Source organism: Sinorhizobium prairiense (assembly GCF_029201645.2).
Taxonomy (GTDB): domain Bacteria; phylum Pseudomonadota; class Alphaproteobacteria; order Rhizobiales; family Rhizobiaceae; genus Sinorhizobium; species Sinorhizobium meliloti_A.
Genome location: NZ_CP104131.1, coordinates 2,608,187 through 2,632,500, shown reverse-complemented (window position 1 = coordinate 2,632,500; position 24,314 = coordinate 2,608,187). Strand labels below are relative to the sequence as shown.

20 protein-coding genes, 1 tRNA gene, 1 pseudogene and 1 riboswitch are annotated in these 24,314 nt (G+C 63.6%); of the genes and pseudogenes, 11 read left to right on the top strand and 11 right to left on the bottom strand.

The window, feature by feature from the left end; all coding sequences use genetic code 11:
* Nucleotides 1-8 precede the first annotated feature (8 nt).
* Nucleotides 9-530 (bottom strand): GcrA family cell cycle regulator, encoded by a 522-nt coding sequence (locus N0Q91_RS15390; protein ID WP_275596831.1) that lies wholly within the window; start codon nucleotides 528-530, stop codon nucleotides 9-11.
* Between the two features lie 409 nt (nucleotides 531-939).
* Between N0Q91_RS15390 and N0Q91_RS15385 the strand changes: the two genes are divergently transcribed.
* From N0Q91_RS15385 to N0Q91_RS15370, 4 genes are all read left to right on the top strand, one after another.
* Nucleotides 940-2,139: an aspartate aminotransferase family protein gene (locus N0Q91_RS15385; RefSeq protein WP_100669681.1), complete on the top strand. Its 1,200-nt coding sequence runs from the start codon at nucleotides 940-942 to the stop codon at nucleotides 2,137-2,139.
* A 74-nt stretch (nucleotides 2,140-2,213) separates the two neighbouring features.
* Nucleotides 2,214-3,125 (top strand): ornithine carbamoyltransferase, encoded by a 912-nt coding sequence (gene argF / locus N0Q91_RS15380; RefSeq protein ID WP_018094107.1) that lies wholly within the window; start codon nucleotides 2,214-2,216, stop codon nucleotides 3,123-3,125.
* Between the two features lie 144 nt (nucleotides 3,126-3,269).
* Nucleotides 3,270-3,485: a hypothetical protein gene (locus N0Q91_RS15375; RefSeq protein ID WP_100669680.1), complete on the top strand. Its 216-nt coding sequence runs from the start codon at nucleotides 3,270-3,272 to the stop codon at nucleotides 3,483-3,485.
* A complete protein-coding gene (locus N0Q91_RS15370; RefSeq protein ID WP_100669678.1) occupies nucleotides 3,482-4,474 on the top strand; it encodes an Hsp33 family molecular chaperone in 993 nt (330 codons plus the stop codon). Before N0Q91_RS15375 ends, N0Q91_RS15370 begins: the two co-directional genes overlap by 4 nt.
* Nucleotides 4,475-4,501: 27 nt before the next feature.
* On the opposite strand, the gene apaG is transcribed toward N0Q91_RS15370, so the two are convergent.
* On the bottom strand, nucleotides 4,502-4,894 hold the full coding sequence (gene apaG / locus N0Q91_RS15365; protein ID WP_018094110.1) for a Co2+/Mg2+ efflux facilitator ApaG/CorD: 393 nt from the start codon (nucleotides 4,892-4,894) through the stop codon (nucleotides 4,502-4,504).
* A 110-nt stretch (nucleotides 4,895-5,004) separates the two neighbouring features.
* On the opposite strand from apaG, the gene N0Q91_RS15360 reads away from it, so the two are divergent.
* On the top strand, nucleotides 5,005-5,616 hold the full coding sequence (locus N0Q91_RS15360; protein WP_100669677.1) for a CDP-alcohol phosphatidyltransferase family protein: 612 nt from the start codon (nucleotides 5,005-5,007) through the stop codon (nucleotides 5,614-5,616).
* Nucleotides 5,617-5,655: 39 nt separating this feature from the next.
* Here N0Q91_RS15360 and N0Q91_RS15355 read toward each other — a convergent pair whose 3' ends face one another.
* Nucleotides 5,656-6,840, bottom strand: coding sequence for an O-succinylhomoserine sulfhydrylase (locus tag N0Q91_RS15355; protein WP_100669676.1), 1,185 nt, complete (start codon nucleotides 6,838-6,840; stop codon nucleotides 5,656-5,658).
* A gap of 43 nt (nucleotides 6,841-6,883) precedes the next feature.
* A riboswitch (SAM riboswitch) is annotated at nucleotides 6,884-6,962 on the bottom strand.
* 75 nt (nucleotides 6,963-7,037) lie between these two features.
* On the opposite strand from N0Q91_RS15355, the gene N0Q91_RS15350 reads away from it, so the two are divergent.
* From N0Q91_RS15350 to N0Q91_RS15340, 3 genes are all read left to right on the top strand, one after another.
* On the top strand, nucleotides 7,038-8,135 hold the full coding sequence (locus N0Q91_RS15350; RefSeq protein WP_018094113.1) for a 2'-deoxycytidine 5'-triphosphate deaminase: 1,098 nt from the start codon (nucleotides 7,038-7,040) through the stop codon (nucleotides 8,133-8,135).
* 49 nt (nucleotides 8,136-8,184) lie between these two features.
* A tRNA-Gly gene (locus N0Q91_RS15345) sits at nucleotides 8,185-8,259 on the top strand.
* A gap of 77 nt (nucleotides 8,260-8,336) precedes the next feature.
* Entirely contained in the window at nucleotides 8,337-9,122 is a 786-nt protein-coding gene (locus N0Q91_RS15340) for a transporter substrate-binding domain-containing protein (RefSeq protein ID WP_275598141.1), read from the top strand.
* Between the two features lie 24 nt (nucleotides 9,123-9,146).
* Here N0Q91_RS15340 and N0Q91_RS15335 read toward each other — a convergent pair whose 3' ends face one another.
* The 4 genes from N0Q91_RS15335 to N0Q91_RS15320 all read right to left on the bottom strand — a co-directional run bounded on the left by N0Q91_RS15335 (nucleotide 9,147) and on the right by N0Q91_RS15320 (nucleotide 12,026).
* The gene (locus tag N0Q91_RS15335; RefSeq protein WP_275596830.1) at nucleotides 9,147-9,959 is read right to left on the bottom strand and encodes a sterol desaturase family protein; all 813 of its coding nucleotides are present in this window, start codon (nucleotides 9,957-9,959) and stop codon (nucleotides 9,147-9,149) included.
* Between the two features lie 71 nt (nucleotides 9,960-10,030).
* Nucleotides 10,031-10,441 carry a tellurite resistance TerB family protein gene (locus N0Q91_RS15330; RefSeq protein WP_100669672.1) on the bottom strand — a complete coding sequence of 137 codons (411 nt, stop codon included), beginning with the start codon at nucleotides 10,439-10,441 and terminating at the stop codon, nucleotides 10,031-10,033.
* A gap of 112 nt (nucleotides 10,442-10,553) precedes the next feature.
* Nucleotides 10,554-11,360, bottom strand: coding sequence for a thermonuclease family protein (locus N0Q91_RS15325; RefSeq protein ID WP_275596829.1), 807 nt, complete (start codon nucleotides 11,358-11,360; stop codon nucleotides 10,554-10,556).
* 9 nt (nucleotides 11,361-11,369) lie between these two features.
* Nucleotides 11,370-12,026 (bottom strand): S24 family peptidase, encoded by a 657-nt coding sequence (locus tag N0Q91_RS15320; RefSeq protein ID WP_275596828.1) that lies wholly within the window; start codon nucleotides 12,024-12,026, stop codon nucleotides 11,370-11,372.
* Between the two features lie 225 nt (nucleotides 12,027-12,251).
* Between N0Q91_RS15320 and N0Q91_RS15315 the strand changes: the two genes are divergently transcribed.
* Nucleotides 12,252-13,337 (top strand): calcium:cation antiporter, encoded by a 1,086-nt coding sequence (locus tag N0Q91_RS15315; protein WP_275596827.1) that lies wholly within the window; start codon nucleotides 12,252-12,254, stop codon nucleotides 13,335-13,337.
* Nucleotides 13,338-13,572: 235 nt separating this feature from the next.
* Here N0Q91_RS15315 and N0Q91_RS15310 read toward each other — a convergent pair whose 3' ends face one another.
* Nucleotides 13,573-14,082 carry a winged helix-turn-helix transcriptional regulator gene (locus N0Q91_RS15310; protein ID WP_275596826.1) on the bottom strand — a complete coding sequence of 170 codons (510 nt, stop codon included), beginning with the start codon at nucleotides 14,080-14,082 and terminating at the stop codon, nucleotides 13,573-13,575.
* Between the two features lie 123 nt (nucleotides 14,083-14,205).
* Between N0Q91_RS15310 and N0Q91_RS15305 the strand changes: the two genes are divergently transcribed.
* Nucleotides 14,206-14,679, top strand: a complete 474-nt coding sequence (locus N0Q91_RS15305) for an SRPBCC family protein (RefSeq protein WP_275596825.1) — start codon at nucleotides 14,206-14,208, stop codon at nucleotides 14,677-14,679.
* Nucleotides 14,680-14,767: 88 nt separating this feature from the next.
* Here the strand turns inward: N0Q91_RS15305 and N0Q91_RS15300 are convergent, their stop codons facing one another.
* The 3 genes from N0Q91_RS15300 to N0Q91_RS15290 form a co-directional block, all read right to left on the bottom strand.
* Nucleotides 14,768-16,981, bottom strand: a complete 2,214-nt coding sequence (locus N0Q91_RS15300; RefSeq protein ID WP_275596824.1) for a 3-hydroxyacyl-CoA dehydrogenase NAD-binding domain-containing protein — start codon at nucleotides 16,979-16,981, stop codon at nucleotides 14,768-14,770.
* 20 nt (nucleotides 16,982-17,001) lie between these two features.
* Entirely contained in the window at nucleotides 17,002-18,210 is a 1,209-nt protein-coding gene (locus N0Q91_RS15295; protein ID WP_003530141.1) for an acetyl-CoA C-acetyltransferase, read from the bottom strand.
* Nucleotides 18,211-18,317: 107 nt separating this feature from the next.
* Nucleotides 18,318-20,114 (bottom strand): acyl-CoA dehydrogenase C-terminal domain-containing protein, encoded by a 1,797-nt coding sequence (locus N0Q91_RS15290; RefSeq protein WP_275596823.1) that lies wholly within the window; start codon nucleotides 20,112-20,114, stop codon nucleotides 18,318-18,320.
* A 446-nt stretch (nucleotides 20,115-20,560) separates the two neighbouring features.
* Here N0Q91_RS15290 and N0Q91_RS15285 point away from each other — a divergent pair.
* Nucleotides 20,561-24,221 (top strand): annotated as a pseudogene (locus tag N0Q91_RS15285) (peptidoglycan-binding protein).
* Nucleotides 24,222-24,314 lie beyond the last annotated feature (93 nt).

Genomic DNA, 24,314 nt, shown 5'->3' with positions numbered 1-24,314 from the left:
AAGGCGCCTCAGCGCATGCGCCGGCGCTCGGCAGAGGGCTGGTAGGCCAGCCGGGCATGGAAGGTGCAATAGGGAGAGGCTTCCGGGAAGTCGTTGCCGCAGAAGTGGAACTCTTCCTTGAGCGGGTCGCCGATCGGCCACTTGCAGGTGCGTTCGGTAAGCTCCGTGAGCTCCAGCCGCCGCGACATCGGCAGGACGATGTTCCTGTCGATCTGCAGCTCCTGGTCCATTTCCAGGTCGACTGCGAGCTCTTCCTTGAGCGCGGTCGCACCGGCCGTGCGGGTCACGGTGCGTGTTACGGAACGCGCAGCATAGTTCGGTGCGCGCGGGGCAGACGTCGCCCGTTTGGGCCGGGCTGCAGCGGTCGTGCTTCCGCCGGCCTTGGCGCGCCCGGGCAGGCTCAGCCGATGAACCTTTCCGATGACCGCGTTGCGGCTGACGCCGCCCAACTGCGCCGCGATCTGGCTGGCGCTCAGGCCCTCCGACCACAGCTTCTTCAGTTTCTCGACCCGCTCGTCAGTCCAGTTCATCTCTGCACTCCCCGTTCTCGGCGTTGGGATGGCGGAATCCGTCACCGCTCTCCGGGAAAAACCCGAAGATTCAACGCGATAATACTTTTGGTGACTAGGTCCGCCGCATGCGTCTAGTAATTGAATGTTAACCTACCGGCAGGGTGACTCCGTGGCAAGAGTCGCCGGAATCGCGCCGAATCGATTTCGCGGTTTTCCCCAACTTGCTGTCGGAGCGTTGCATTTTTGCAAGTCCCAGAGTGCGATTTTTTCGTGCTTCGGAATCGGCATCCGCAAAGCGCCTGCAAACCTTGGTTTTGTTGACATCGCGGTGCGAAATGGGAATAGTGCCTGTCGCCGCCGCAAGGCGGCATTTTTGATTTTTATCGGGCCGAATGGTCCGTGCCGCCGGAATGAAGGAGAGCTCGACATGGCCGCAACCACGCCGCTTTACGACACCTATCTGCGCGCGCCGTTGCGTTTCGAACGAGGTGAAGGCGTTTGGCTGATCGCCGAAGACGGCACGCGCTATCTCGATTTCGCTGCCGGTGTCGCCGTAAACTCGCTCGGCCATGCCCATCCTCATCTCGTCGAGGCGCTGAAGGCGCAGGCCGACAAGGTCTGGCATCTGTCCAATCTCTACGAGATTTCGGGGCAGGAAAGCCTTGCCCGGAGGCTGACCCAGGTGACCTTCGCCGATCGGGTGTTCTTCACCAATTCCGGTGCGGAAGCGCTCGAATGTGCGATCAAGACGGCGCGGCGCTATCACTTCGCCAAGGGGCACGTCGAGAAGTTCCACGTCATCACCTTCGAAGGTGCTTTCCACGGCCGCACGCTCGCAACGATCGCCGCCGGCGGACAGCAGAAATACATCGAGGGCTTCGGGCCGAAGGCGCCGGGCTTCTATCAGGTCCCCTTCGGCGATATCGCGGCGGTCAAGAACGCGATCAATGAAGAAACCGCGGCGATCCTCGTCGAGCCGATCCAGGGCGAGGGCGGCATTCGGCCGGCATCGAAGGAATTCATGCAGGGGCTGCGCGAACTTTGCGACGAGTTCGGCCTGCTTCTGATCCTCGACGAGGTCCAGTCCGGTGTCGGCCGGACCGGCAAGCTCTTCGCCCATGAATGGGCTGGCATCAAACCGGATATCATGGCCGTAGCCAAGGGCATCGGCGGCGGCTTCCCGCTCGGCGCTTGCCTTGCGACGGAAGCGGCGGCCGCCGGCATGGTGGCGGGCACGCACGGGTCGACCTATGGCGGCAACCCGCTCGCAATGGCGGTCGGAAATGCCGTGCTCGACGTCGTTCTCGCCGAAGGCTTCCTCGATCAGGTGCGCGAGGTTGCTCTCGTCTTCCGTCAGGGGCTCGCTTCGCTGAAGGATCGTTTTCCGGACGTGATCGAGGAAATCCGCGGCGACGGGCTGATGCTCGGCATCAAGGCCAAGGTGCCCTCCGCGGACCTTTTGAAGGCGATCCGCGCCGAGAAGCTGCTCGTCGTCCCGGCCGGCGAAAACGTGCTGCGCCTGTTGCCGCCGCTGATCACCACCCCCGCGGAGGCGCGCGAAGGACTGGCACGGCTCGAACGCGCCGCGGAGGCGGTGAGTGGCAAGAGCGGCAACGCCGCGGCTTGAATGCCCCGACGTTTCGGATCGATCCGGCCCGGGCGGGGCCGACAAACGGATTCTACGACAGGAAACAAGGCAGTATGACCAGACACTTCCTCGATCTCTCGGCCATGACGGCCACCGACCTCAGGACCATCATCGACGATGCCCGCGTCCGCAAGTCGGCGACCAAGGCAGGGACTGCCGAGAAGCCGCTTGCCGGCAAGATGCTCGCGATGATCTTCGAGAAGCCGTCCACCCGCACGCGTGTTTCCTTCGATGTCGGCATGCGCCAGCTCGGCGGCGAGACGCTGTTTCTGTCGGGTACGGAAATGCAGCTCGGCCGGGCGGAGACGATCGGCGATACGGCGAAGGTCCTGTCGCGCTATGTCGACGCGATCATGATCCGCACGACCGATCACCGCCGGCTTCTGGAAATGGCGGAGCATGCGACCGTGCCGGTCATCAACGGGCTCACCGACGATACGCACCCGTGCCAGATCATGGCCGATATCATGACTTTCGAGGAGCACCGGGGACCGGTCAAGGGCAAGACGATCGCCTGGACCGGCGACGGCAACAACGTGCTTCACTCGCTGATCGAAGGCTCGGCGCGCTTCGGCTACCGCATGAACATGGCCGTGCCGCTCGGCTCCGAACCGCATGACAAGTTCCTGAACTGGGCGCGCAACAACGGGGCCGAGATCCTGCTCAGCCACGAGGCGGAGCAGGCGGTTGCCGGCGCACACTGCGTCGTCACCGACACCTGGATCTCGATGAACCAGGAACATCGCGCCCGCGGTCACAACGTCTTCCAGCCCTACCAGGTCAACGGCGCACTGATGAAGCATGCAGCGCCCGACGCGCTGTTCATGCATTGCCTGCCGGCGCACCGCGGCGAGGAAGTGACCGATGAGGTCATCGACGGCCCGCAGTCGGTGGTCTTCGACGAAGCCGAGAACCGGCTGCACGCGCAGAAATCGATCCTCGCCTGGTGCATGGGCGCGGTGTGACGGCTGAAGGCGTTCTCTTGAAATCTGGACGGTGCAACACGATTTAGAGCGGTGAGCGGGGCCTTCCGATCATCAAATCGGCCAGTCGCCCCACGCCGGCTATCCTGCGCTTGGCGCCCTGCGGGGTGCTTTAAGGCAGAGCAAATGCCGGCGGAGAAATTCGTCCATGACGGGATCAAATGGAATGGCGGGCGGTTGTACCGGTGCGCGCCGGTGCACTCGATGCAAGCCGTGTCGGAAATCAAAAGAAACGAGCGGTTTCCATCCGCATCCCGCATGCAGTTTTTGGAATGGGTCATGGCCACATCCCGGATTGAATCGATCCGCGTGACCATGGTCGAGGCAAGGAGCAAGCGATGACAGAAACAGCGCCGGGACTTGGCGAGTTCGATTTTGCCGGTGACGATCACGTCGTGCCCTTTCAGGTCGAGGGACTCGACGTGCGCGGCCGCGCCGTCCAGCTTGGTCCGATGCTCGATGCCATTCTCGAGCGGCACGGTTACCCGCTTCCTGTCGCGCGGCTTGTCGCCGAAACAGTGGTGTTGACGGTCCTGCTCGGCACGTCTCTGAAATTCGAAGGCAAGCTGATCGTTCAGACACAGGGCGATGGACCGGTCGATCTTGTGGTTGCGGATTTCTCGACGCCGGACCGCGTCCGCGCCTATGCGCGCTATGATGAGGAGGCGCTTGCCGACGCCGAAAAGAGCGGGCGCGTCCAGCCTCATGAATTGTTGGGCAACGGCGTCCTCGCCTTCACGATCGACCAGGGTGCGCACACGCAGCGCTACCAGGGCATCGTCGCGCTTGACGGGGCGACGCTCGAGGACATCGCCGGTGCCTATTTCCGCCAGTCGGAGCAGATACCGACCAGGGTGCGCCTCGCCGTTGCCGAGCTTCTCGACAAGGACGAGAACGGCAAGCCGCGGCACCGCTGGCGCGCCGGCGGCATGGTCGCGCAGTTCCTGCCCGACGCGCCGGACAGGATGCGCCAGGCGGATCTGCCGGGCGGCGACGGTGACGAAGGCCACGAGGATTTCTTCGACGAGGACGACCTCTGGGCGGAAGCCAAGGTGATGGTCGAGACGATCGACACCGATGAACTCACCGATCCGACGGTCGGTACCGAGCGATTGCTGTACCGTCTGTTCCATGAGCGCGGCGTGCGCGTCTATGAGCCGCAGGCGGTCTACGATCGCTGCAGCTGCTCGCGCGAGAAGATCAAGGACGTTCTGGTGGGGCTCGGTAACGAGGATATCGAAGCCAGCGTCGAGGACGGCCTGGTCAAGGTGACCTGCGAGTTCTGCTCGACGACCTACCGCTTCGAGGCGAGCGAAGTCCGCCCGCAATAGCGCAGCCGCGCTGAATTGCGCGCTGAATCAATTAAGCGTGCGGACGAGGCCCGGTGAATCGAGCGAGAAGGCGGGAATGGCGACATCGAAAGTCTCCCCGCCTTCCGCCTCCATGCTGTAATGGCCGAACATCACGCCGGAGGGCGTATCCAGCGGGCAGCCGGAGGAGTATTCGTAGGTATCGCCGGGGTTGAGCAGCGGCTGCTCGCCGATCACGCCGGGGCCGCTCACCTCGTCCACCTGACCGTTCTCGTCGGTGATGTGCCAGTAGCGGGTCATCAGCCGGACCGCGCGCCCGGAATGGTTCGCTATGATGATGCGATAGCCCCAGACATAGCGGCTGTCGTCGGGATCCGACTGTTCTTCCAGGTAGTACGGCTCGACCGTCACTTCGATGTCGCGTGTCAGCGCGCGGTACATGTGCAACACCCTATTTCAAATCCGTACGCGTATTCTACAGCAATATGGTTTCGTCAAGAATAACGGCGAGATTGTGCGAGTGGTATCAAATTTCCCAGGAGGCAGCGGCAATGCTTGACGGCGTGCTTCGCAGGCGGCTCGATCCGGTTCTGGACAGGTTCGGCGCCGCACTGGCCGGCCGCGGGGTCAGTGCCGATGCCGTCACCATCCTCGGCCTTTGCCTTGGCCTTGCGGCAGCCCTGCTCATCGGTCTCGGCGCTTACCTGCCCGCCGCCGCTCTGATCCTTGTGAGCCGGCTCTGCGACGGCCTCGACGGAGCCGTCGCCCGCGCGAGCCGGAAAACGGATTTCGGCGGCTTTCTCGACATCGTTCTCGATTTCACCTTTTACGGGGCCGTCCCACTCGGTTTCATCATCGCAGATCCGGCCGCGAACGGTCTTGCCGGCGGATTTCTGCTCTTCGCCTTCTATGTCAACGGCGCGAGCTTCCTCGCCTATGCCGTGATGGCCGAGAAGCGCGGCCTGACGACCGAGGTGCGCGGTGCGAAGTCGCTCTACTTCACGACGGGGCTCGCAGAGGCCACGGAGACGATCGTCTTTTTTCTGCTGTCGTGCCTGTTGCCCGGGTGGTTCCCCTTGTTCGCAACGGTCTTCGCGCTCGTCTGCCTCTATACGGCGCTGTCGCGGATCGTTCTCGCAAGACTGACATTTCGGCAAGACTGACGACAAAGCCCGCTGACGCGGGCTTCGTCATGGTGTCGGTCAGGCGTTTACGCCCTTCAGCGCCCTTGCGAAATCCTCGATGAGGTCTTCGCTGTCCTCGATCCCGGCCGAGAAGCGCACCGTTCCGGCGGAGATGCCGAGTTCGGCGCGGGCTTCGTCGGTGAGGTTCTTGTGGGTGGTCGTCGCCGGATGGGTGATCAGGCTCTTGGAATCGCCGAGATTGTTGGAGATCCGGATGATTTCAAGCGCGTTCTGCAGGGCGAAGGCTGCTTCCTTGCCGCCCTTGAGCTCGAAGGCGACCAGCGTCGAGCCGCCGCTCATCTGCTTCGCAATGATGTCGGCCTGCGGGTGATCCTTGCGGCCCGGATAGATGACGCGGGCTACCTGCGGCTGCTCCGCGAGGAAATCGGCGATGCGGCGGGCGCTTTCGGTCTGCTGCTTGACGCGCAGCGGCAGGGTCTCGATCCCCTTCAGCAGCGTCCAGGCGTTGAAGGGCGACATGGCCGGGCCGGTGTGACGGAAATAGTCGTGCAGGTTCTCGTCGATCCACTGCTTGTCGGAGAGCACCACGCCGCCGAGGCAGCGCCCCTGGCCGTCGATGTGTTTCGTCGCGGAATAGACGACGACATGGGCGCCAAGCTCCAGCGGTTTCTGGAACAGCGGCGTCGCGAAGACGTTGTCGACCACCACCTTGGCGCCGATCTGATCGGCGAGCTTGGCGACGCCGGCGATGTCGATCACTTCGAGCGTCGGGTTGGTCGGGCTTTCGAGGAAGAAGACCTTGGTGTTCGGACGCACCGCGTCTTCCCAGTTCTTGAGATCGCGACCGTCGACCAGGGTGCACTCGACGCCGTATTTCGGCGCCAGCGTTTCCACGACCCAGCGGCAGGAGCCGAAGAGCGCCCGGGCCGCGACGATGTGGTCGCCCGCCTTCACCTGGCACAGGATTGCCGCGGAAACCGCCGCCATGCCGGAGGCGGTGGCGCGCGCGTCTTCCGCGCCTTCGAGCATGCACATGCGCTTCTCGAACATGTCGTTGGTCGGACTGCCGTAGCGCGCATAGATGAAACCGTCGGTCTCGCCCTTGAACCGGGCCTCCGCCGCTTCGGAGCTGTCGTAGACGAAGCCTTGCGTCAGAAAGATCGCTTCGGAAGTCTCGCCGTACTGGGAGCGGAGCGTTCCGCCGTGGACGAGTTGGGTTGCCGGGCGCCAATTCTTGCTCATGAGAACGTCACTTTCAAAAACAAAAAAACCGGCCGCGAAACGACCGGTTTGACACCCGGCCTTTTTAGCTACTTGTTTAACGTGGCTGCAAGCCGACCGGCCAAATCACCACGGGATAAAGCTCCAATACTGCCTGGCCGCGCTTGCGTCAATTCCCGGAGTTTGGTTTTGTCTGGCAACTGTAAATGAGGATCGGAATGGGGCGCGACACAGGGATTTTGGCCGACCGCGCAATTGCTGCGCTGTATGCCTCGGGACGACTGAAGAGCGAGAAGGCGCTGGATGATGACCAGATCCAGCCGGCCAGCCTCGATCTTCGCCTTGGATCCAAGGCGTTCCGCGTCCGGGCGAGCTTCATGCCCGGCCCTTCTCATCTGGTCGCCGACAAGCTCGACCGGCTCAAGCTGCATGTCGTCGATCTGAGCGAAGGCGCGGTGCTTGAGACCGGCTGCGTCTACATCGTGCCGCTGATGGAAAGCCTGTCGTTGCCGGCAGACATGTCGGCCTCCGCCAATCCGAAGAGCTCGACCGGCCGCCTGGATATCTTCACACGCGTGATTACCGACAGGGCGCAGGAGTTCGACAAGATCCCGGCGGGCTATAGCGGACCGCTCTATCTCGAAATCAGCCCGCGAACCTTTCCGATCGTCGTCAGGCGCGGTTCGCGGCTTTCGCAGATACGCTTCCGCATAGGCCACTCGGTTCTTTCCGAGCAGGAACTGCTGGCTCTGCACGAAAGCGACGTGCTCGTCGCCAGTGACCGGCCGAACGTTTCCGGCGGCGGCATTGCCCTTTCCATCGATCTCAAGGGCACCGGACCGGACGGCCTGATCGGCTACCGCGGCAAGCATCATACATCGGTGGTCGATGTCGACAAGAAAGCCCAGCATGCCGTTTTCGACTTCTGGGAGCCGCTCTACAGCCGCGGCCGCGACGATCTCGTGCTCGACCCGGACGAGTTCTACATCCTCGTGTCCCGCGAAGCCGTCCATGTGCCGCCGCGCTATGCCGCCGAAATGACACCCTTCGACCCGCTCGTGGGCGAGTTCCGCGTCCATTATGCCGGCTTTTTCGATCCCGGCTTCGGCCATGCGTCGGCCGGCGGCAGCGGCAGCCGGGCGGTGCTCGAGGTGCGCAGCCACGAGGTACCGTTCATTCTGGAGCACGGGCAGATCGTCGGCCGTCTCGTCTACGAGCACATGCTGGAACGTCCGGAGGGACTTTACGGCCTCGATCTCGGCTCCAATTATCAAGCGCAGGGGCTCAAGCTCTCCAAGCATTTTCGCGCCGAGTGAGCATTGTGCTTGACAGATCGCGGCTGTTGAGGAAATTTCCGGTTCTGTCGCGGGTGTAGTTCAGTGGTAGAACGCCAGCTTCCCAAGCTTGATGTCGTCGGTTCGATCCCGATCACCCGCTCCAATTCCTCCTTTCATAGAGGCGCCATAGCGCTGCGGATTCTCTGGGTATTGATACTGTCGGCCGTTTTCGCCCCGGGTTTGGCTTTGGCACAGCCGAAGGAACTGCCCCGGCTGTTCGATGCCCGCGAACGGATTGCCAAGCCGGACCTCAGCGGCCTTGCCAGGCTTCGTTTCCTGACCACCGTCGACTTCCCGCCCTTCAACTTCATCGACCAGTCGGGCAAGCTGTCGGGCTTCCATGTCGACCTCGCCCGCGAGATATGCCGTGAGCTGGAGATCGAAGCCAAGTGCCAGATCCAGGCAGTGACCTATCCGGAGCTCATGCCGGCCCTCGAACAGGGGCAAGGGGAAGCGATTGCCGCCGGCATTGCCGTGACTTCGGAGCTGAGGCAGAGTTTCGCCTTTTCCCGCGCCTTCATGCAACTTCCCGCCCGCGTCGTCGTCAACACCAAGGCCGCCGGCGCGATCACCGGTCCTGCCGATCTCGCCGGGAAGCCCGTCGGCGTCGTCTCCGACACCACGCATGAGGCAATGCTGAAGGCGTTTTTCCCGAAGCTCGAAGCCAAGGGCTTTCCGGACCGGGACGCACTGCTCTCCGCGCTTCGCGGAGGCACCGTCGCGGCCGCGTTCTCCGACGGCATGCAATTGTCCTTCTGGGTCTCCGGCAACCTCGCCGGGGGATGCTGCGCCATGCTGGAGGGCTCCTATTTTTCCCAACGCTTCCTGGGCGAGGGACTGACGATCATGAACCGCAAGGCCGAGCCGGCGCTGACCCAGGCGATCGACCACGCTTTGCTGGCACTCTCACGCAGCGGCAGGCTTGAGGAGATCTATCTTCGCTATTTCCCGAACGGGATTTATTGAGGCGGCTCCACTCGCGGCTATCCCCTAGCGACGCCTGAAGGGGAGTATCAGCGACCATAGGAGCTTCACGGGTGCAACGCGCCCGTAGGCCTTCAGCCCGGTCTCGATCGCATCGTCGCCGCGCGATGGATGGGCGACGTAGGTCGAGAACAACCGATCCCAGACCGAAAGATTGAAGCCGTAGTTTGAATCGGTCTCCCGCTTCTCCACGGAATGGTGGATGCGGTGCATGTCGGGCGTGACGATGACCTGGCGCAACAGCCTGTCGGCGCCTTTCGGCAGCCGCAAATTGGCGTGGTTGAACATCGCCCCGGCATTGAGCACGATTTCGAACAGGAGAACGGCGAGTGCGGGCGCGCCGAGCAGGATGATAACCGCGCTCTTCCAGATCATCGACAGCAGAATTTCGAGGGGATGAAAGCGAAGGGCCGTGGTGACGTCCACACCGGGATCGGCATGGTGGACGCGGTGGATGCGCCACAGGACAGGTATCTTGTGAAACACGACGTGCTCAAACCAGATGGCGAAGTCCAGCGCGATGAAGGCGATCAGGCCGGCAAGCGGCGGGGTCACGCCAAGAGCCGGGAGCACGCCGTAGCCGCGCCCCTGAGCCCAGATGGCAACGCCGGTAGCGGCAGCGGGAAAGGCGACGCGAAGCAGGAGGGAGGATAGGACGAGAATAGACAGGTTGGTGACCCAGCGGCGTGCCTTCAGTGCCCGCATCAGCTCCGGCCTCTCCAGCCGCGGATGAATAAGCTCGAGCACTGCCAGCGCGGCGAAGGCGGCGGCAAAGGCGGCGAGCCGCCAGACCGGTTCGGCGAGACCGAAATAGAGCATGCATCGATCCCCGTTGCATCGACCCCGGCCCGTTCCGTGCCGGAAACGGGCAAGGACCTTTTTTCAGAAGCCTACTTGCGGAAGCGCGCGATGGCTCCGCGCTCGATTGCTGCGCAGGCGAGCTTGTCGAGGCCCAAACGGTCCCGCAGCAGCTGCAACAAGCGGATTTCCTCGTTGCGGATACGCTGATCGGCGGCAGCGATCTCGACCGCAAGGGCATAGGCCGTTTCATAGAGCCGCTGCGGCAACGCTTCGCGAACCATTTCGAGCGCCACGTCGAGGCCCTCGGGGGCCGCAAGCTGGGCGGCGCATTCGCGGCCGATATGGATCAGATGGTCTTCGTCGAAACCGTCGAAGGCCGGGAGGAACCGCACGAGCACGCCGATGCGTGCAATCTCGTCGTCGGTCATGTTCCGGTCGACGGCGGACATCATGACCATGACGTGGACAAGGGCTTCGTGCTGGCTGAGACTTGCGGACATCCTGCCTCGCGATCCTTTCATCGTTCTCATTGGGGCCGCGATACACGACGGGTGCATAGCGGTTTGGGCGGACCTGCAGTGGTGGGTGACAGTTAAGGACTTGCTCCAAGCCTTACAAGTCCGGCGCGGCGTCTTCCGGGGCGATGCTCGCAGCCGGATCGTCGAGCGCGAGAGGCGCTCGGGCAAGATCGCGCGGGTCGTCCCCGAAGAAACCGAGCCTGGCGCCCCGGGCGGCCTCGGCCTTCGCCTCGAGCGCCGTGCCCGGCAGCGGCGTCGCCCAGCCGTTGCCGACGAGCCATTCGGCCACGTCCTGGCCGCCGACGCTGCACCGCGCGTTCAAGGTCTCCGAGGAGCCATCCGCCGCTTCGCAGACGAGTGCGCGGCCCCGCAAAAAGTTGCGGAACGCCGTACGCGCGACCATGCCGCAAGGCCAGCTCCTGCCATTCGCTTCGCAGACCTTCTCGGGCGTTTCGGGTTCGATATCCTTGAGCTGCAGAGTCGTCTCGCCGGACCGGACAAGCCCGGCGGCAAGCGCAACCGGGCGCGGGAAGACGGCGGAAGCGGGCTTTTCCTTTTCCTCAGGCTTTGAAAGCGGCGGTCTCGGTGCGATCCGTTCCAGCGGTTTGGCAATTCCGTCTTCCGGCTGGGCGAAGAGACCCGGCTCGACCGGCCTGGCCGCCACGCGCGAGCCCTTGCCTGGGGCGGCATCCGGTTCGGGGGGAGGGGGAGCGGCTTCGGTCTCGGCGGGAGGCTCCACCGAAATCGGCTCGTCGACCGCTGCTTCCGGCGTTTCGAGCACGAACTCAGGCGTTGCGACGCTGTCGCGGTTGCGGATGATCGCGGCCCCGGCCATCAGAATGCCGGCATAAAGGGCGAGGGCGGCAAGCCCGCCGGCGATGGTGAAGAGCCTCGGCCGCATCGAAGAATCCTATTGGCTGGCCCAGATGATCCGGGCAATCCATTCCACGTCGTTCATCTCGAAATTGCGGTTGGGATGGTCGGGGTTGAGCGAGACGAGTTCGATGCCGCGGGGCGTCTGCCGGGCCAGCACCTTCGCCATCACCTCGCCCTCGCGCGTCTTGACCACGACGCGGTCGTTGCGGCGCACCTGCGCGCTCGGGTCGACGATCAGGACATCGCCGTCGCGATAAAGCGGCAGCATGCTGTCGCCCTGAACCTCCAGAGCGTAGGCACCGCCCTGCCGCCGCTCGGGCGTGGGGAATTCTATCGTGTCCCAGCCCTGGCCGACCGGAAAGCCGCCGTCGTCGAAAAAACCGCCGGCGCCGGCCTGCGCGAAACCGATCAGCGGAATGCCCGGCGCTGCCGACGCTTCCTCCCTTTCGCGGCCGGCGGCATTGGGCTCCATCAGCGCCAGGAACTGATCGACGCTCGCCCCCGTGGCATGCAATACCTTCGCGATCGACTCGGTGGAGGGCCATCGGTCGCGCCCGTCGGTGGACTGGCGCTTCGACTTGTTGAAGGAGGTGGGGTCCAGGCCGGCCCGCCGTGCAAGGCCCGACGGCGAAAGCCGGTGGCGCTCTGCCAAGGCGTCGATCGCGCGCCAGATGCTGTCATGTGAGAGCATGTCGACCCATCTTCGGAAGGAGAGACGATGCGGGCGGCACAGCAAGCCGTTCCGCGGTCTGCGAATACATTAGCCAAGCGCCCCGCGACCGTAAAGCACAGCGAGGAAAATAGTCCTTCCTATCCGATCAAAGGACGGCATACAGCAGATGCAGCGGACTTCGGGGGTGAACTCTTCAGCAGCTGTGCTAAATAAAACAGCTTCACTCCGGGCCAAGAGGCGTGCTTGCTTGCAAACCTGAGATCGGAACGGCATCTCGTCGCCGCTTTTCTCGCTGCTCTTGCCGGCGTCGCGGTCGAGCATCATCTGCTCGAGGCCGGTCGCGCCGCATCGCTCATCGGTGCGGCCCTGATGGTGGCGGCGATCGTGCTTGCTTCCATGCGGGTCGCCCATCATGCCGAGGTGCTTGCCGCCAAAGTGGGTGATCCCTACGGCACGATGATCCTGACGCTTTCGGCGGTCCTGGTCGAGGTCGTCATCCTCGCCATCATGATGACCGGCGAGACCTCGCCGACGCTGGTGCGCGATACGATCTATTCGGCAGTGATGCTCGATATCAACGGGATCCTCGGACTTGCGGCGCTGCTCGGCGGCCTCAAACACGGCGAGCAGCCCTATAACGACGATTCCGCGCGCACTTACAGCGTCATGATCCTCACGGCCATGGGCATTTCCATGCTCGTTCCCGAATTCGTGCCCCAGTCGAAATGGCATTACTATTCCGCCTTCACCATCGGCGCGATGATCGTGCTCTATACGTTGTTCCTGCGCATGCAGGTTGGCGTGCACAGCTACTTCTTCAGTTACAGCTATCCGCGTGCCAAAGCGGGAACCGCGGCAAGCCGGCTCGAGGACGAGCCGGTGCTTCCTTCCGTCGTCGTGCTCATCCTGGGCGTGGTGGTGATCGGCTTTCTCGCCGAAATCATGTCCGGTCTGCTGTCGGCCGGGATCAAGGGCACGGCGGCGCCGCCGGCCCTGGCCGCGATCGTCGTCGCGGCGATCTCCGCTTCGCCCGAGGTCCTGACGGCAATGCGCGCCGCGCTCGCCAACCGCATGCAGGCAGTGGTGAACATCGCGCTCGGCGCTTCGCTTTCGACCGTGATCCTGACCGTGCCCGTCATGGAGGCGATTGCCCTTTATACGGGCCAGCCCTTCATCATGGCCATGTCGCCGGTGCAGACGGTAATGGTTGCGGTAACGCTCATCGCCGCCGCTATCAATCTCAATGACGGTCAGACCAATGCCATCGAAGGCATGACGCATTTCGTGCTGTTCGCCACCTTCATCATGCTGTCAGCCCTCGGGCTTTAGAGCACTTCCAGGAAAAGTGTGTAACGGTTTTCCGTCCGGAAGTGCGGTGGACCGAAGAGCACTTCCAGGAAAAGTGTGTAACGGTTTTCCGTCCGGAAGTGCATTGGACCGAAGAGCACTTCCAGGAAAAGTGTGTAACGGTTTTCCGTCCGGAAGTGCGTTGGATCAAGAGCACTTCCAGGAAAAGTGTGTAACGGTTTTCCGTCCGGAAGTGCGTTGGATCAAAGATTAGTGCTCAGGCCGGCTGCTCTTCCATCGCCTTGCGCGCCACAACGCGGTCATAGGCGGCTTGAAGCGTTTGCCGCACGGAGGGTCCCTCCGGTCTGGCCTCGCCGAGGTGTTCGGCGCGCAATTCCCGCATGAAACGCTCCCAGAGCTCGGGGCCGCCCTCCTCCATCAGTTGGGCGCGGATACTGAGTTCCTCGGTGACCGGCAGGTAGCGCCGGCCCCAGGCGCCGAGATGGGCCATGATCGGCACAAGCGCGATCGCCATTTCCGTCAGGCTGTAGATCGCCTTCTGCTTGTGGCTCGGATCGTCCGCTTTCGTCAGCATGCCGATCTCGACAAGCGTTTTCAGCCGGTCGGCGAGGATGTTGGTGGAAATCCCCTCCTGCGAGCGCAGGAGCTCGCGGAAGTGGCGTTTGCCGCCGAAAATCATGTCGCGAATGATCAGGAGGCTCCATTTGTCGCCGAATACTTCGAGCGAGAGATTGATCGGGCAACCCGAGCGATGGTCATCGGTCATTTTGGTCTCTGCAAAACGCGAGCGGAGCATCCGCTCTAAAACTGCTTGCATTATTGCACCAGTGAAGTTAGCCTGCAACCGCTTTCATTTCGCAACCAGTTTCCCAGCGAGGAGGAAAAGATCATGACCAAAGCTTCTGTCGCCCATGCGGATTTCACCATCGAACGCGTTTTCAATTCACCCCCGGAACAGGTCTTCGAGGCCTTCGCCGATCCTGCTGCGCACGACCGCTGGTTCGTCAAGGCCGACAACTGGCCGGTCGCCGAATATAGCCACGACTTCCGCATCGGCGGCCGGGAAAGCGGCCGGTTCAGCCAGGACGGGAAGGTTTTCTATTTCAATGAAACGATCTATCTCGACATCGTCGAGAACCGGCGGATCGTCTCGGCCTATACCATGGCGAAGGACGAGCAGCGGCTTTCCGCGTCGATCGCCACCGTCGACCTCATACCGGAAGGCACCGGCACACGCGTCGTCTTCACGGAGCAGGGGGCATTCCTGGATGGGCTCGACAAGGTGGAATATCGCCGCGAAGGCTGGGAGCAGCTGATCGGATTTCTGGCGGCCGAGCTCGGTGAGAAGGCTGAAGTGGCCTGAAGCCTTGAATACGTTTCTCTCCGGTCATTCGCGGTTACCGAGAACGACCGGAGAGACAATCTTTGCGCCGTGCGGCTAACCTGGCGGCTTATGCCGCCTTCTGCCCCGCGCCATAAGGATCGAAGCGCCCGTAGAAGGTCTCGCCCTTTTCGGCCATCTCCTTCAGAAGCGGCGTCGGCCGGAAGTGGTCGCCATGGTCGGCGGCGAGCTTTTCGCAGAGCTCGACGAAGGCTTTTGCGCCCATGCCGTCGATGTAGGAGATCGTGCCGCCGGTGTAGGGGGCAAAGCCGAAGCCGAGGATCGAGCCGACATCGGCTTCGCGCGGATCGGTGACGATGCCCTCCTCGATCGTGCGCGCGGCTTCGAGTGCGATCGTCACCAGCAGGCGCTGCTTGAGCACGCCGACCTCGATCTCGCCGGCATCCTTCTGCGGGTAGAGCTCCTTCAGACCCGGCCAGAGATATTTCCTGGCCGGCTTTGCCGGATACTCGTAGAAGCCCTTGCCGTTCTTGCGGCCGCGCCGGCCAAGCTCGTCCACCATCTTGTCGATCAGCGCCATGTGTCTGGGATCGACGGCCTTCTCGCCGAGATCCGCGACGGCCGCCTTCAGGATCTTCTGGCTGAGGTCGATCGCCACCTCGTCGTTGAGCGACAGCGGTCCGACCGGCATGCCGGCCATCTTGGCGGCGTTCTCGATCATCGCCGGCGGTACGCCCTCGATCAGCATGTCATAGGCTTCGTGGATATAGCGGAAGACGCAGCGATTGACATAAAAGCCGCGCGTGTCGTTGACGACGATCGGCGTCTTCCTGATCGCCGAGACATAGTCGAGCGCGGCCGCGAGTGCACGGTCTCCGGTCTCCTTGCCGAGGATCACCTCCGTCAGCATCATTTTCTCGACCGGCGAGAAGAAATGGATGCCGATGAACCGGTCCGGCCGTTTGGAATTCCTGGCGAGGCCGGTGATCGGCAGCGTGGAAGTGTTGGAGGCGAAGATCGCGTCCTCGGCGATCACCGCTTCGACCTTCTCGATCACGTCCTTCTTGACCTGCCGGTCCTCGAAGACCGCCTCGATGACGAGGCCGGCATCCTTGAGATCGCCGTAGTCCGCCGAAGGTGTGATGCGCGAAAGCAGCGCTTCGCCTTCCTCTTTGGTCAAGCGCCCCTTGCCGATCGCGTCCTTGACGAGGCCTTCCGAATGCGTCCTGCCCTTTTCGGCAGCTTCCATGTCGCGGTCGATGAGGGTGACGGGGATGCCGCCTGCCGCGGTTACATAGGCGATCGAGGCGCCCATGAAACCGGCGCCGACGACGCCGACTTTCTTGAGCTCGGTCTTCGGTACGCCGGCCGGCCGGCGTGCGCCCTTGCCGAGTTCCTGCATCGAAACAAACAGCGACCGGATCATCGAAAAGGCTTCGGTCGTCTGCAGGATTTCGGTGAAATAGCGCTGCTCGATCTTCAAGGCCGTATCGAAGGGAACCTGCAGCCCCTCGTAGACGCATTTCAGGATCGCTATCGCGCCGGGGTAATTGCCATAGGTCTCGCGGCGCAGGATGCCGGAGGCAGCCGGCCAGAGCTGCGCGGAGGCGGGCGTCCAGATGCCGCCGCCCGGGAGCTTGAAGCCCTTCTCGTCCCAGGGCTGCACCGGCTTCAGGCCGTTCTTGATCATCGCCTTGGCGGCCTCGATCAGTTTGTCCGGGTCGACCACCTCGTGAACGAGCCCCATGGCCTTTGCTCGCGCCGGCGTAAGCGAGGAGCCGGTCGTCATCATCTGCAACGCGTCCTGCGTATTGGTCAGCCGTGGAACGCGCTGGGTGCCGCCGGCACCCGGGAAAATGCCGACCTTGACCTCGGGAAGCGCGATCTTCACCGATTTCGCATTGGAGGCGACACGGCCGTGGCAGGCGAGCGACATCTCGAAGGCGCCGCCCATGCAGGTGCCGTTGATGGCCGAGACCCAGGGCTTGCCCGAGGTTTCGAGCTTGCGGAAGAGACCCGTCATCCGGCCGACGAGGTCGAAGAGTCTCCGGGCCGCGTTGTCCGGGTCCTTCTTCTTCTCCTCCGCCTGGAAAGTGAACATCGACTTGATCATCGAAAGGTCGGCGCCGCCGGAGAAGGAGGATTTGCCGGAGGTGACGACCACGCCCTTGACGGCAGGATCCGCCGTCGTCTGATCGATGATGGCGTCGAGTTCCTTCATCACCTCTTCGGTGAAGACGTTCATCGACTTGTCCGGCATGTCCCAGGTGACCAGCGCAATGCCGTCGGCGTCGGTTTCGATCTTGAAGTTCGTGTAAGACATATTCTCTCTCCGGGATCGGATCAGACGCGTTCGATGATCGTGGCGGTGCCCATGCCGGCGCCGATGCAGAGCGTCACCAGCGCCGTGTTGAGGTCGCGGCGCTCCAGCTCGTCGAGCACGGTGCCGAGGATCATCGCCCCGGTCGCGCCGAGCGGATGGCCCATGGCGATCGCGCCGCCATTGACGTTGATCTTGTCGTGCGGGATGTCGAAAGCCTGGCAGTAGCGCAGCACGACGGCCGCGAAGGCCTCATTGAGCTCGAAAAGATCGATGTCGGAGAGCTTCATGTCCGCCCGCTTGAGGAGCTTCTCGGTGACGTCGACCGGCCCGGTCAGCATCAGGGCCGGGTCGGAGCCGATATTGGCGAAGGCGCGGATGCGGGCGCGGGGTTTGAGCCCCATGGCTTCGCCGCCGGCCTTGGAGCCGATGAGCACGGCCGCGGCGCCATCGACGATGCCGGAGGAATTGCCGGCGTGGTGGACGTAGTTGATGCGCTCGATCTCCGGATGCGCCTGGATGCCGACGGCCTCGAAGCCGCCCATCTCGCCGGGCATCTGGAAGGAGGGGTTTAGCGAGGCAAGTGCCTGCATGTCCGTGCCGGGGCGCATATGCTCGTCGCGGTCGAGGATGACGAGCCCGTTCTGGTCCTTGACCGGGACGACCGAGTTCTTGAAATAGCCCTTCTCCCATGCATTGGCGGCGCGCTTCTGGCTTTCCACCGCATAGGCGTCGACGTCGTCGCGCGAGAAACCGTATTTCGTGGCGATCAGGTCGGCGGAAACGCCCTGCGGCATGAAATAGGCGGGCAGGTTGACCGAGGGGTCCATGAACCAGGCGCCGCCCGACATGCCGAGGCCGACGCGGGACATCGACTCCACGCCGCCGGCGATCACGATATCGTCCGCTCCTTGGGCGATCTTCGCGGCGCCGAAATTGACGGCGTCGAGGCCGGAGGCGCAGAAGCGGGAGATCTGCATGCCGGGCGCACGCGTCGAATAACCCGCCTCGAAGGCTGCGGCTTTCGGGATGACCGCACCCGCATCCATGACCGGGTCGACGCAACCCATGATGACGTCGTCGACCGTCGAAGTGTCGAGCCCGTTGCGATCGCGCACGGCCTCGAGCACCTTGGCGGCGAGCCGGACGGAGGGCACCTCGTGCAGCGCACCGTCCTTCTTGCCACGGCCGCGCGGCGTGCGCACGTGGTCGTAAACGAAGACTTTCGTCATCTCTTGATCTCCCTTTCGGCGGCGTTTCCTCGGGCCGCGCATTATCAATCGGAGCGGGATTCGGGCGGAAGACCGCTTCTCGCTTTCGATCCGGCTCCAGTCTGAAATCAGAACGCGGCCGCGTCCAGCGCCATCATCGTGTCGGCGCCCGTTTCGATGCGGATCTTGCGCAGCGCCGTTTCAGGCAGGATGCGCTCCATGAAGAACCTCGCCGTGATCAGCTTGTTCTTGAGATAGTCCGCGCGCTGCGTTTCGCCAGCGGCAAGCTTCTCCTCCGCCGTCTTGGCCATCTTCGCCCACATATAGCCGAGGACGACGAGGCCGAAGAGATGCATATAGTCGGTGGAGCCGGCTCCGGCATTGTCGGGTTTGGCCATGGCGTTCTGCATGAACCACATGGTCGCGGCCTGCAGGTCGTTCAGCCCTTTCTTAAGGGCCTTGGTGTAGCCGGAGAGCTTTTCGTCGCCGCGGTTCTCCTCGCAGAAGTCGCCGATCTCCTTGAACAGAGCCATGACGGCGCGGCCGCCGTTCATCGCGAGCTTGCGGCCGACCAGGTCGAGCGCCTGGATGCCGTTGGCACCCTCGTAGATCATGGCGATGCGGGCATCGCGCACATACTGGCTCATGCCGTGCTCTTCGATATAGCCGTGGCCGCCGAATACCTGCTGCGCCATCACCGCGTGATCGAAGCCCTTGTCCGTCAGCACGCCCTTGAGGATCGGCGTCATCAAGCTGAGGATGTCGTCCGCCGCCTGGCGCTCCTCTTCGCTGTCCGAACGATGGGCGATGTCCGACTTCAGCGCCGTCCAGAGCGTGAAGGCGCGGCCGCCTTCGTTGAAGGCCTTGATCGTCATCAGCGTGCGGCGGATGTCCGGATGGACGATGATCGGATCGGCCTTCTTGTCCGGCGCCTTGGGGCCGGACAGGGAGCGGCCCTGAATGCGCTCGCGCGCGTAGCTCGCAGCATTCTGATAAGCGACTTCGGCAATCGAAAGCCCCTGCATGCCGACGGCAAGCCTGGCCTCGTTCATCATCACGAACATGGCGCTGAGGCCCTTGTTCTCCGTGCCGATCAGATAGCCGGTCGCCCCGTCATAATTCATGACGCAGGTCGCGTTGCCGTGTATGCCCATCTTGTGTTCGATCGCGCCGCAGGAAACGCCGTTGCGTTCGCCCGGCTCGCCGCTGGCGTCGAGCTTGAATTTCGGCACGATAAAGAGCGAGATGCCCTTTACACCGTCAGGCGCGCCCTCGATGCGCGCCAGCACCAGGTGGACGACATTTTCCGCCATGTCGTGCTCGCCGGCGGAGATGAAGATCTTCTGGCCGGAGATCCTGTAGGAGCCGTCGTCGTTCGGCACGGCCTTGGTGCGCAGCAGGCCGAGGTCGGTGCCGCAATGGGGCTCCGTCAGGTTCATCGTGCCGGTCCAGGTGCCGTCGACCATTTTGGGCAGATAGGTCCGCTTCTGGTCTTCGGAACCGTGCACCAGGATCGCCGCGATCGCCCCCTGCGTCAGGCCCGGATACATCATAAGCGACATGTTGGCCGCGGACATGAATTCGCCGACGGCGGTGTGGAGCGTGTAGGGCAGGCCCTGGCCGCCGAATTCCTCCGGGGCGGCAAGACCAAGCCAGCCGCCTTCGCGATAAAGGTCATAGGCTTCCTTGAAGCCCTTGGGCACGGTGACGGAGCCGTCCTCGTGCCGCTTGCAGCCCTCCCGGTCGCCGGAAAGATTGATCGGGAAGAGGACCTCTTCCGCGAGCTTTGCGGCCTCGCCGAGGACCGCGGCCGTCATGTCCGGCGTCGCATCCGCAAAGCCCGGGAGATTGTGGTAGCGCTCGATGCCGAGCACGTCGTTGAGGATGAACAGGGTATCGTCGACCGGAGCCTTGTAGATGGGCATGCTTTTCCTCGCCTTGATGTCCTTTCGGGCCGCGCCGCACGGCAGACCCGCTTCCCACTGTGTCGAGCGCGCACCGGTGGCGGTGTGCGACTTGGACGGATGCTATCGAATTTTGACGTTTGCGTAAACGTCAAAAGTTCCCGCAAGGCGAAAGTTTCGCTCCTGCGGTGCCGCTCCACATGCCATATGGCGGGGGACGGCGGCGTAGCGGGCGACAATAATCGTTAAAAATCGGATCGGTTAACGGCTTATTTACCACGTTTAATGAATTGTGCGCTTTGAGATGGTCAAAGCTGCAACCGGTCCCGTCTTTGCATTGTTGCGGTTTTGCCCACATCGGCGGTGCCGCCGAAATCGGAGCGAAAGCCGGGGAAGCCCGGGCTCCTTCGGCGGCTTCGATGACGGTCGAATTAATAGGGCCAAAGCGACACAGGGGCGAAGAGGCAATGAACGGATCGCGATCCACTTCTCAGCGCATGGGCAGCCCGTCCTATGGCGACCGGCCGTCGCTCGATGCCCTGAACCGCACCATCGAAGGGCTCGAAGCGCGCATCGAGGGGCTCATGAGCAGCGTCAGCCGCGAGACGCGGCAACCCGAGCGGCCGCGTCCGGCCCCAAGCGAAGCGGTCTCCGAAATCATCGACCGCCAGCGGGCGCTCAATGCGGCGCGCGAGCGGTCGCCGCTGCGCGAACGCGCTGCGCCGAGCGACCTCGATCGCCTCGCTCCCACCCGCCTCGCGGCAGAGCCACGCTACCAGCCCTCTCAGGCAGCAGCCGCGCCATCGGGACGCTCTTCGGCTGCAGCGGATATTGCAGAGGCGCTGGTCGGTCTGCGGCATGAGCTGAAGCGCGATCTCGATGACGGCCTGTCCCGCGAGATGCATGCGCTGCGCTCGGAAATCCGCGGCATCAAGGCCGAAGCCGCACAGGACCGCCGTTTCGCCGAGGACGTGCGGCACGATATCGAGCGGCTTTCGGCCGGCATCAAGGAACTTGGCCGGCAGGCTTCGCCCGCCGAGGCCGATGCGCTCAGGATCGAATTCGATGACCTGAGGTCCATGCTCGAAGGCCTCGCGCGCGAAGACAGCATGCGCCGCATGGAAAACCGATGGACCGGCGTCGAGGATCGGCTGAACGCCTTCGACCAGAACCGCGACGATGAGCTGGTGGCGCTCGCCTACCGGCTCGACGAGATCAAGGCGCAGATCAATTCCCTGGACAGGGGCACCGGGATCGAGGTGCTGGAAAGCAAGCTCGTCGCGGTCGCCCAGGCGATCGAGATGCTCGGGCGCCAGATCCAGCCGGACGAGAGGCGCCTGGCGCCGCAATTCGCCGACCTCGGCAAGCGGCTCGATGAGATCAGCCGGGCGATCGCCGCAGGCAGCGGTAATGTGGCCGGCACCGACGGTTCGTTCGTCGATCGTCTCGAGAACAGGCTCGGCGATCTGTCCCGGCAGATCGGCACCCTCTCCAATCCCGCCGATTCCGGTCTCGGCGCGCGGATCGAGGCGCTGGCAGCTCGCGTGGAGGACCTTGCCGGCGAGAAGGCGGCGGCCAGATTGGAAGAGCGCCTGGACCAGCTTTCCGCGGTGCTGGAGCACAATCGGCAAGGTGCGGAGCCGGATCTTACGGATCGGCTTGCCGACATTTCCCGGAAGATCGAAGCCCTCTCGGGCGACAGCGTCACCGATGCGCTGGCCGAACGGCTCGACGATCTCGCCCGCCGTATCGATGGGCTCGCGCGAAATGTCGAGCCTACGGCGGACCCGCGCTTCGATCGCCTCGAGGATCGCTTGGCAGGTATCGCCCAGCGCCTGGAGGAGACGCATGCCGCGCCGTTCGACGACCGGCAGGCGCTGCGCAATCTCGAAGCTCAGATCGGAAATCTCTCGACTCTGATCAGCCAGTCCCACGGTGAGACGGCAGGCGTGCCTGCGGAATTCGAGAGCCGGATGAACACGCTGGAAGACTATCTCGCCACCAGCGACGAATACATCATCGAAGCTGCTCGGCAGGCTGCGGAAGCCGTGATGGAGGCATATTCCAGAAACACCGCACCGCAGATGGCGGCGAGTACCGACATGGCGGCGATCTCGGCGCTCGCCGAGGATCTGCGTACATTGGAGGAGCTCAGCCGTTCGAGCGACGAACGGACGGCACGCACCTTCGAGGCGCTACATGAAACGCTCGTCCATATCGCCGAGAAACTGGAGCGGCTTGAAGAGCGGGAGCCCCTGGCTTCTCATGGTCCGATGCCCAAGGCTGCGCCCGTCGAAGCCGCGGGCACTTCGACGATGGCGGAAAGCGACAAGGACGTGGAACGCGCGCCACAGGCGTTCGCGGCCGCAAGCGAAACCTCCATCCACGCACCGATGCCGGCCGCAGCCGAGGCGAATGATGCCGCCGAAGTCGCAATGGTCGAAGACGGCGAGATCAAGGTGGAGGCCCGTGCGGCGAAGACGAGCCTGCTTGCCGGTCTGACTCGGCGCTTCGCGCCGAGGCAGAACGAGGGAATGGCGATGCAGGCGCGGCAGATGGTCGAGCCCACCCCCTCGATCGACCCCTCCGAAATGCTCGCTCCCGAGGACGCCAATCAGCTCCTCGAGCCGGGCTCCGGCGTGCCGGACGTCAAGAAGATACTCGAACGTGTCCGTGCCGGTCAGATGGCCCGTGGCGCGCAGGAGGCGAACGACGGCGAAAAGGCGGACTTCATCGCCGCCGCGCGGCGCGCGGCGCAGCTGGCCGTCGAGGAATCCGATACGCTCAATCGCGTCAAGGAAAGCAAGGCACCATCCGTCGGCGGCGCGCTCGCCCGCCACCGCCGTCCGATCCTGATCGCAGTCGGTGCCGTGCTGCTCGCGATCATGTCCTATCCGCTCGTCAGCACGGTGCTGAAAGGCAAGGAGGCCCCGAGCGCTCCGCCGGTTGCAGCGATCGAGCGCAAGGCAGAGGTTGCGGAGCCGAAGGCCGCCCTCGAGCGCCTCGTCCAAACGGCAGCTACCGCGAAGGCTGGAGAAGAGCCGAGGGCTCCCGCTGGCATGGAGAAGACGGATGCGCCGCCGATAGCGGCAAAGCAGCCGCCAAAGCAGCCAACCGCTGCCGAAGCCCGCAAGGTTGACAATGCCATTGGTGGCGCTGGCGACGGCCAGGCGGCCTTGATGCGGCCGGCGGAGGCGCGAACGCCTGGACCCGTCTCGACCTTGCAGCCGCCTTCAGGAAGTTTAGCCGCTGAGCCGGCCAGGATGAGCGAGATCGTTCTGCCGGAGGGCTTCGGACCGCCCGCGCTCGTAACCGCGGCCAAGGGCGGCGATCCTCTCGCCTTCTATGAAATCAGGCGCCCGCTTCACGGAAGGGCGGGGGGTCGAGGAAGATCGGGCGGAAGCCGTCAAGTGGTATCAGCGCGCCGCCGATGCCGGCGTGGTACCGGCCGCGTACCGGCTTGCCAACCTTTATGAGAAGGGCGCGGGCGTTGAGCGCGACGCTGCAAAGGCCAAGGCGCTCTATCTCAAGGCGGCTGCAGCCGGCAACGCCAGTGCGATCCACAATCTCGCCGTCATGCTCGCCGGCGGCCGGGACGGCGGGCCGGATCTCGCCGAAGCGGCCAAATGGTTCGAGAAAGCCGCCAGTCTCGGCGTTCGCGACAGTCAGTTCAACCTCGCCGTCCTCTATGCGCGGGGCGACGGTGTGGCCCGCAATCTGGAAGAATCCTATAAATGGTTTGCTATCGCGGCCCGCGACGGCGACAAGGACGCGGCAGAAAAGCGCGACGAGATCGCCAAGGCGCTGAAGCCCGAGGAGCTTTCCAGTGCCAAGGCAAAAGTCGACGCCTGGAAGGCTCAGCCTCTCGACGCCGAAGCAAACACGGTGGAGATCCCGGATGCCTGGGTCGGTCCGCCGACCAAGACGGCCACCGTCGATATGACCAGAGCCGTTCGCAACATCCAGGCGATCCTCAACAATAACGGCTTCGATGCCGGCAAGCCGGACGGCCAGGTAGGCCAGAAGACGATTGCCGCCATCAAGGCCTTTCAGAATTCGGTCGGCCAGGAGCCGACGGGTGAGATCACCGATGGGCTGGTCCGGGAGCTTCTGAAGCGGAACAGCTGAACCGTTTCGGCCGTACCGCGCATGATGTGGCGCCACAAGGTCGCAGGCGTGCCTGCGGGGCCGCGCATGTGCCTGAAAAGGTTGACAGCTCTG

What these genes read in the sequence shown, in the direction of transcription:
- N0Q91_RS15325 (WP_275596829.1), bottom strand. Translation starts at nt 11,360, where the DNA reads ATGCGGCCGAGGCTCTTCACCATCGCCGGCGGGCTTGCCGCCCTCGCC.
- N0Q91_RS15320 (WP_275596828.1), bottom strand. Translation starts at nt 12,026, where the DNA reads ATGCTCTCACATGACAGCATCTGGCGCGCGATCGACGCCTTGGCAGAG.
- N0Q91_RS15355 (WP_100669676.1), bottom strand. Translation starts at nt 6,840, where the DNA reads ATGAGCAAGAATTGGCGCCCGGCAACCCAACTCGTCCACGGCGGAACG.
- N0Q91_RS15295 (WP_003530141.1), bottom strand. Translation starts at nt 18,210, where the DNA reads ATGACGAAAGTCTTCGTTTACGACCACGTGCGCACGCCGCGCGGCCGT.
- N0Q91_RS15385 (WP_100669681.1), top strand. Translation starts at nt 940, where the DNA reads ATGGCCGCAACCACGCCGCTTTACGACACCTATCTGCGCGCGCCGTTG.
- N0Q91_RS15330 (WP_100669672.1), bottom strand. Translation starts at nt 10,441, where the DNA reads ATGTCCGCAAGTCTCAGCCAGCACGAAGCCCTTGTCCACGTCATGGTC.
- apaG (WP_018094110.1), bottom strand. Translation starts at nt 4,894, where the DNA reads ATGTACCGCGCGCTGACACGCGACATCGAAGTGACGGTCGAGCCGTAC.
- N0Q91_RS15375 (WP_100669680.1), top strand. Translation starts at nt 3,270, where the DNA reads ATGCCGGCGGAGAAATTCGTCCATGACGGGATCAAATGGAATGGCGGG.
- N0Q91_RS15305 (WP_275596825.1), top strand. Translation starts at nt 14,206, where the DNA reads ATGACCAAAGCTTCTGTCGCCCATGCGGATTTCACCATCGAACGCGTT.
- N0Q91_RS15390 (WP_275596831.1), bottom strand. Translation starts at nt 530, where the DNA reads ATGAACTGGACTGACGAGCGGGTCGAGAAACTGAAGAAGCTGTGGTCG.
- N0Q91_RS15370 (WP_100669678.1), top strand. Translation starts at nt 3,482, where the DNA reads ATGACAGAAACAGCGCCGGGACTTGGCGAGTTCGATTTTGCCGGTGAC.
- N0Q91_RS15350 (WP_018094113.1), top strand. Translation starts at nt 7,038, where the DNA reads ATGGGGCGCGACACAGGGATTTTGGCCGACCGCGCAATTGCTGCGCTG.
- argF (WP_018094107.1), top strand. Translation starts at nt 2,214, where the DNA reads ATGACCAGACACTTCCTCGATCTCTCGGCCATGACGGCCACCGACCTC.
- N0Q91_RS15360 (WP_100669677.1), top strand. Translation starts at nt 5,005, where the DNA reads ATGCTTGACGGCGTGCTTCGCAGGCGGCTCGATCCGGTTCTGGACAGG.
- N0Q91_RS15335 (WP_275596830.1), bottom strand. Translation starts at nt 9,959, where the DNA reads ATGCTCTATTTCGGTCTCGCCGAACCGGTCTGGCGGCTCGCCGCCTTT.
- N0Q91_RS15310 (WP_275596826.1), bottom strand. Translation starts at nt 14,082, where the DNA reads ATGACCGATGACCATCGCTCGGGTTGCCCGATCAATCTCTCGCTCGAA.
- N0Q91_RS15290 (WP_275596823.1), bottom strand. Translation starts at nt 20,114, where the DNA reads ATGCCCATCTACAAGGCTCCGGTCGACGATACCCTGTTCATCCTCAAC.
- N0Q91_RS15300 (WP_275596824.1), bottom strand. Translation starts at nt 16,981, where the DNA reads ATGTCTTACACGAACTTCAAGATCGAAACCGACGCCGACGGCATTGCG.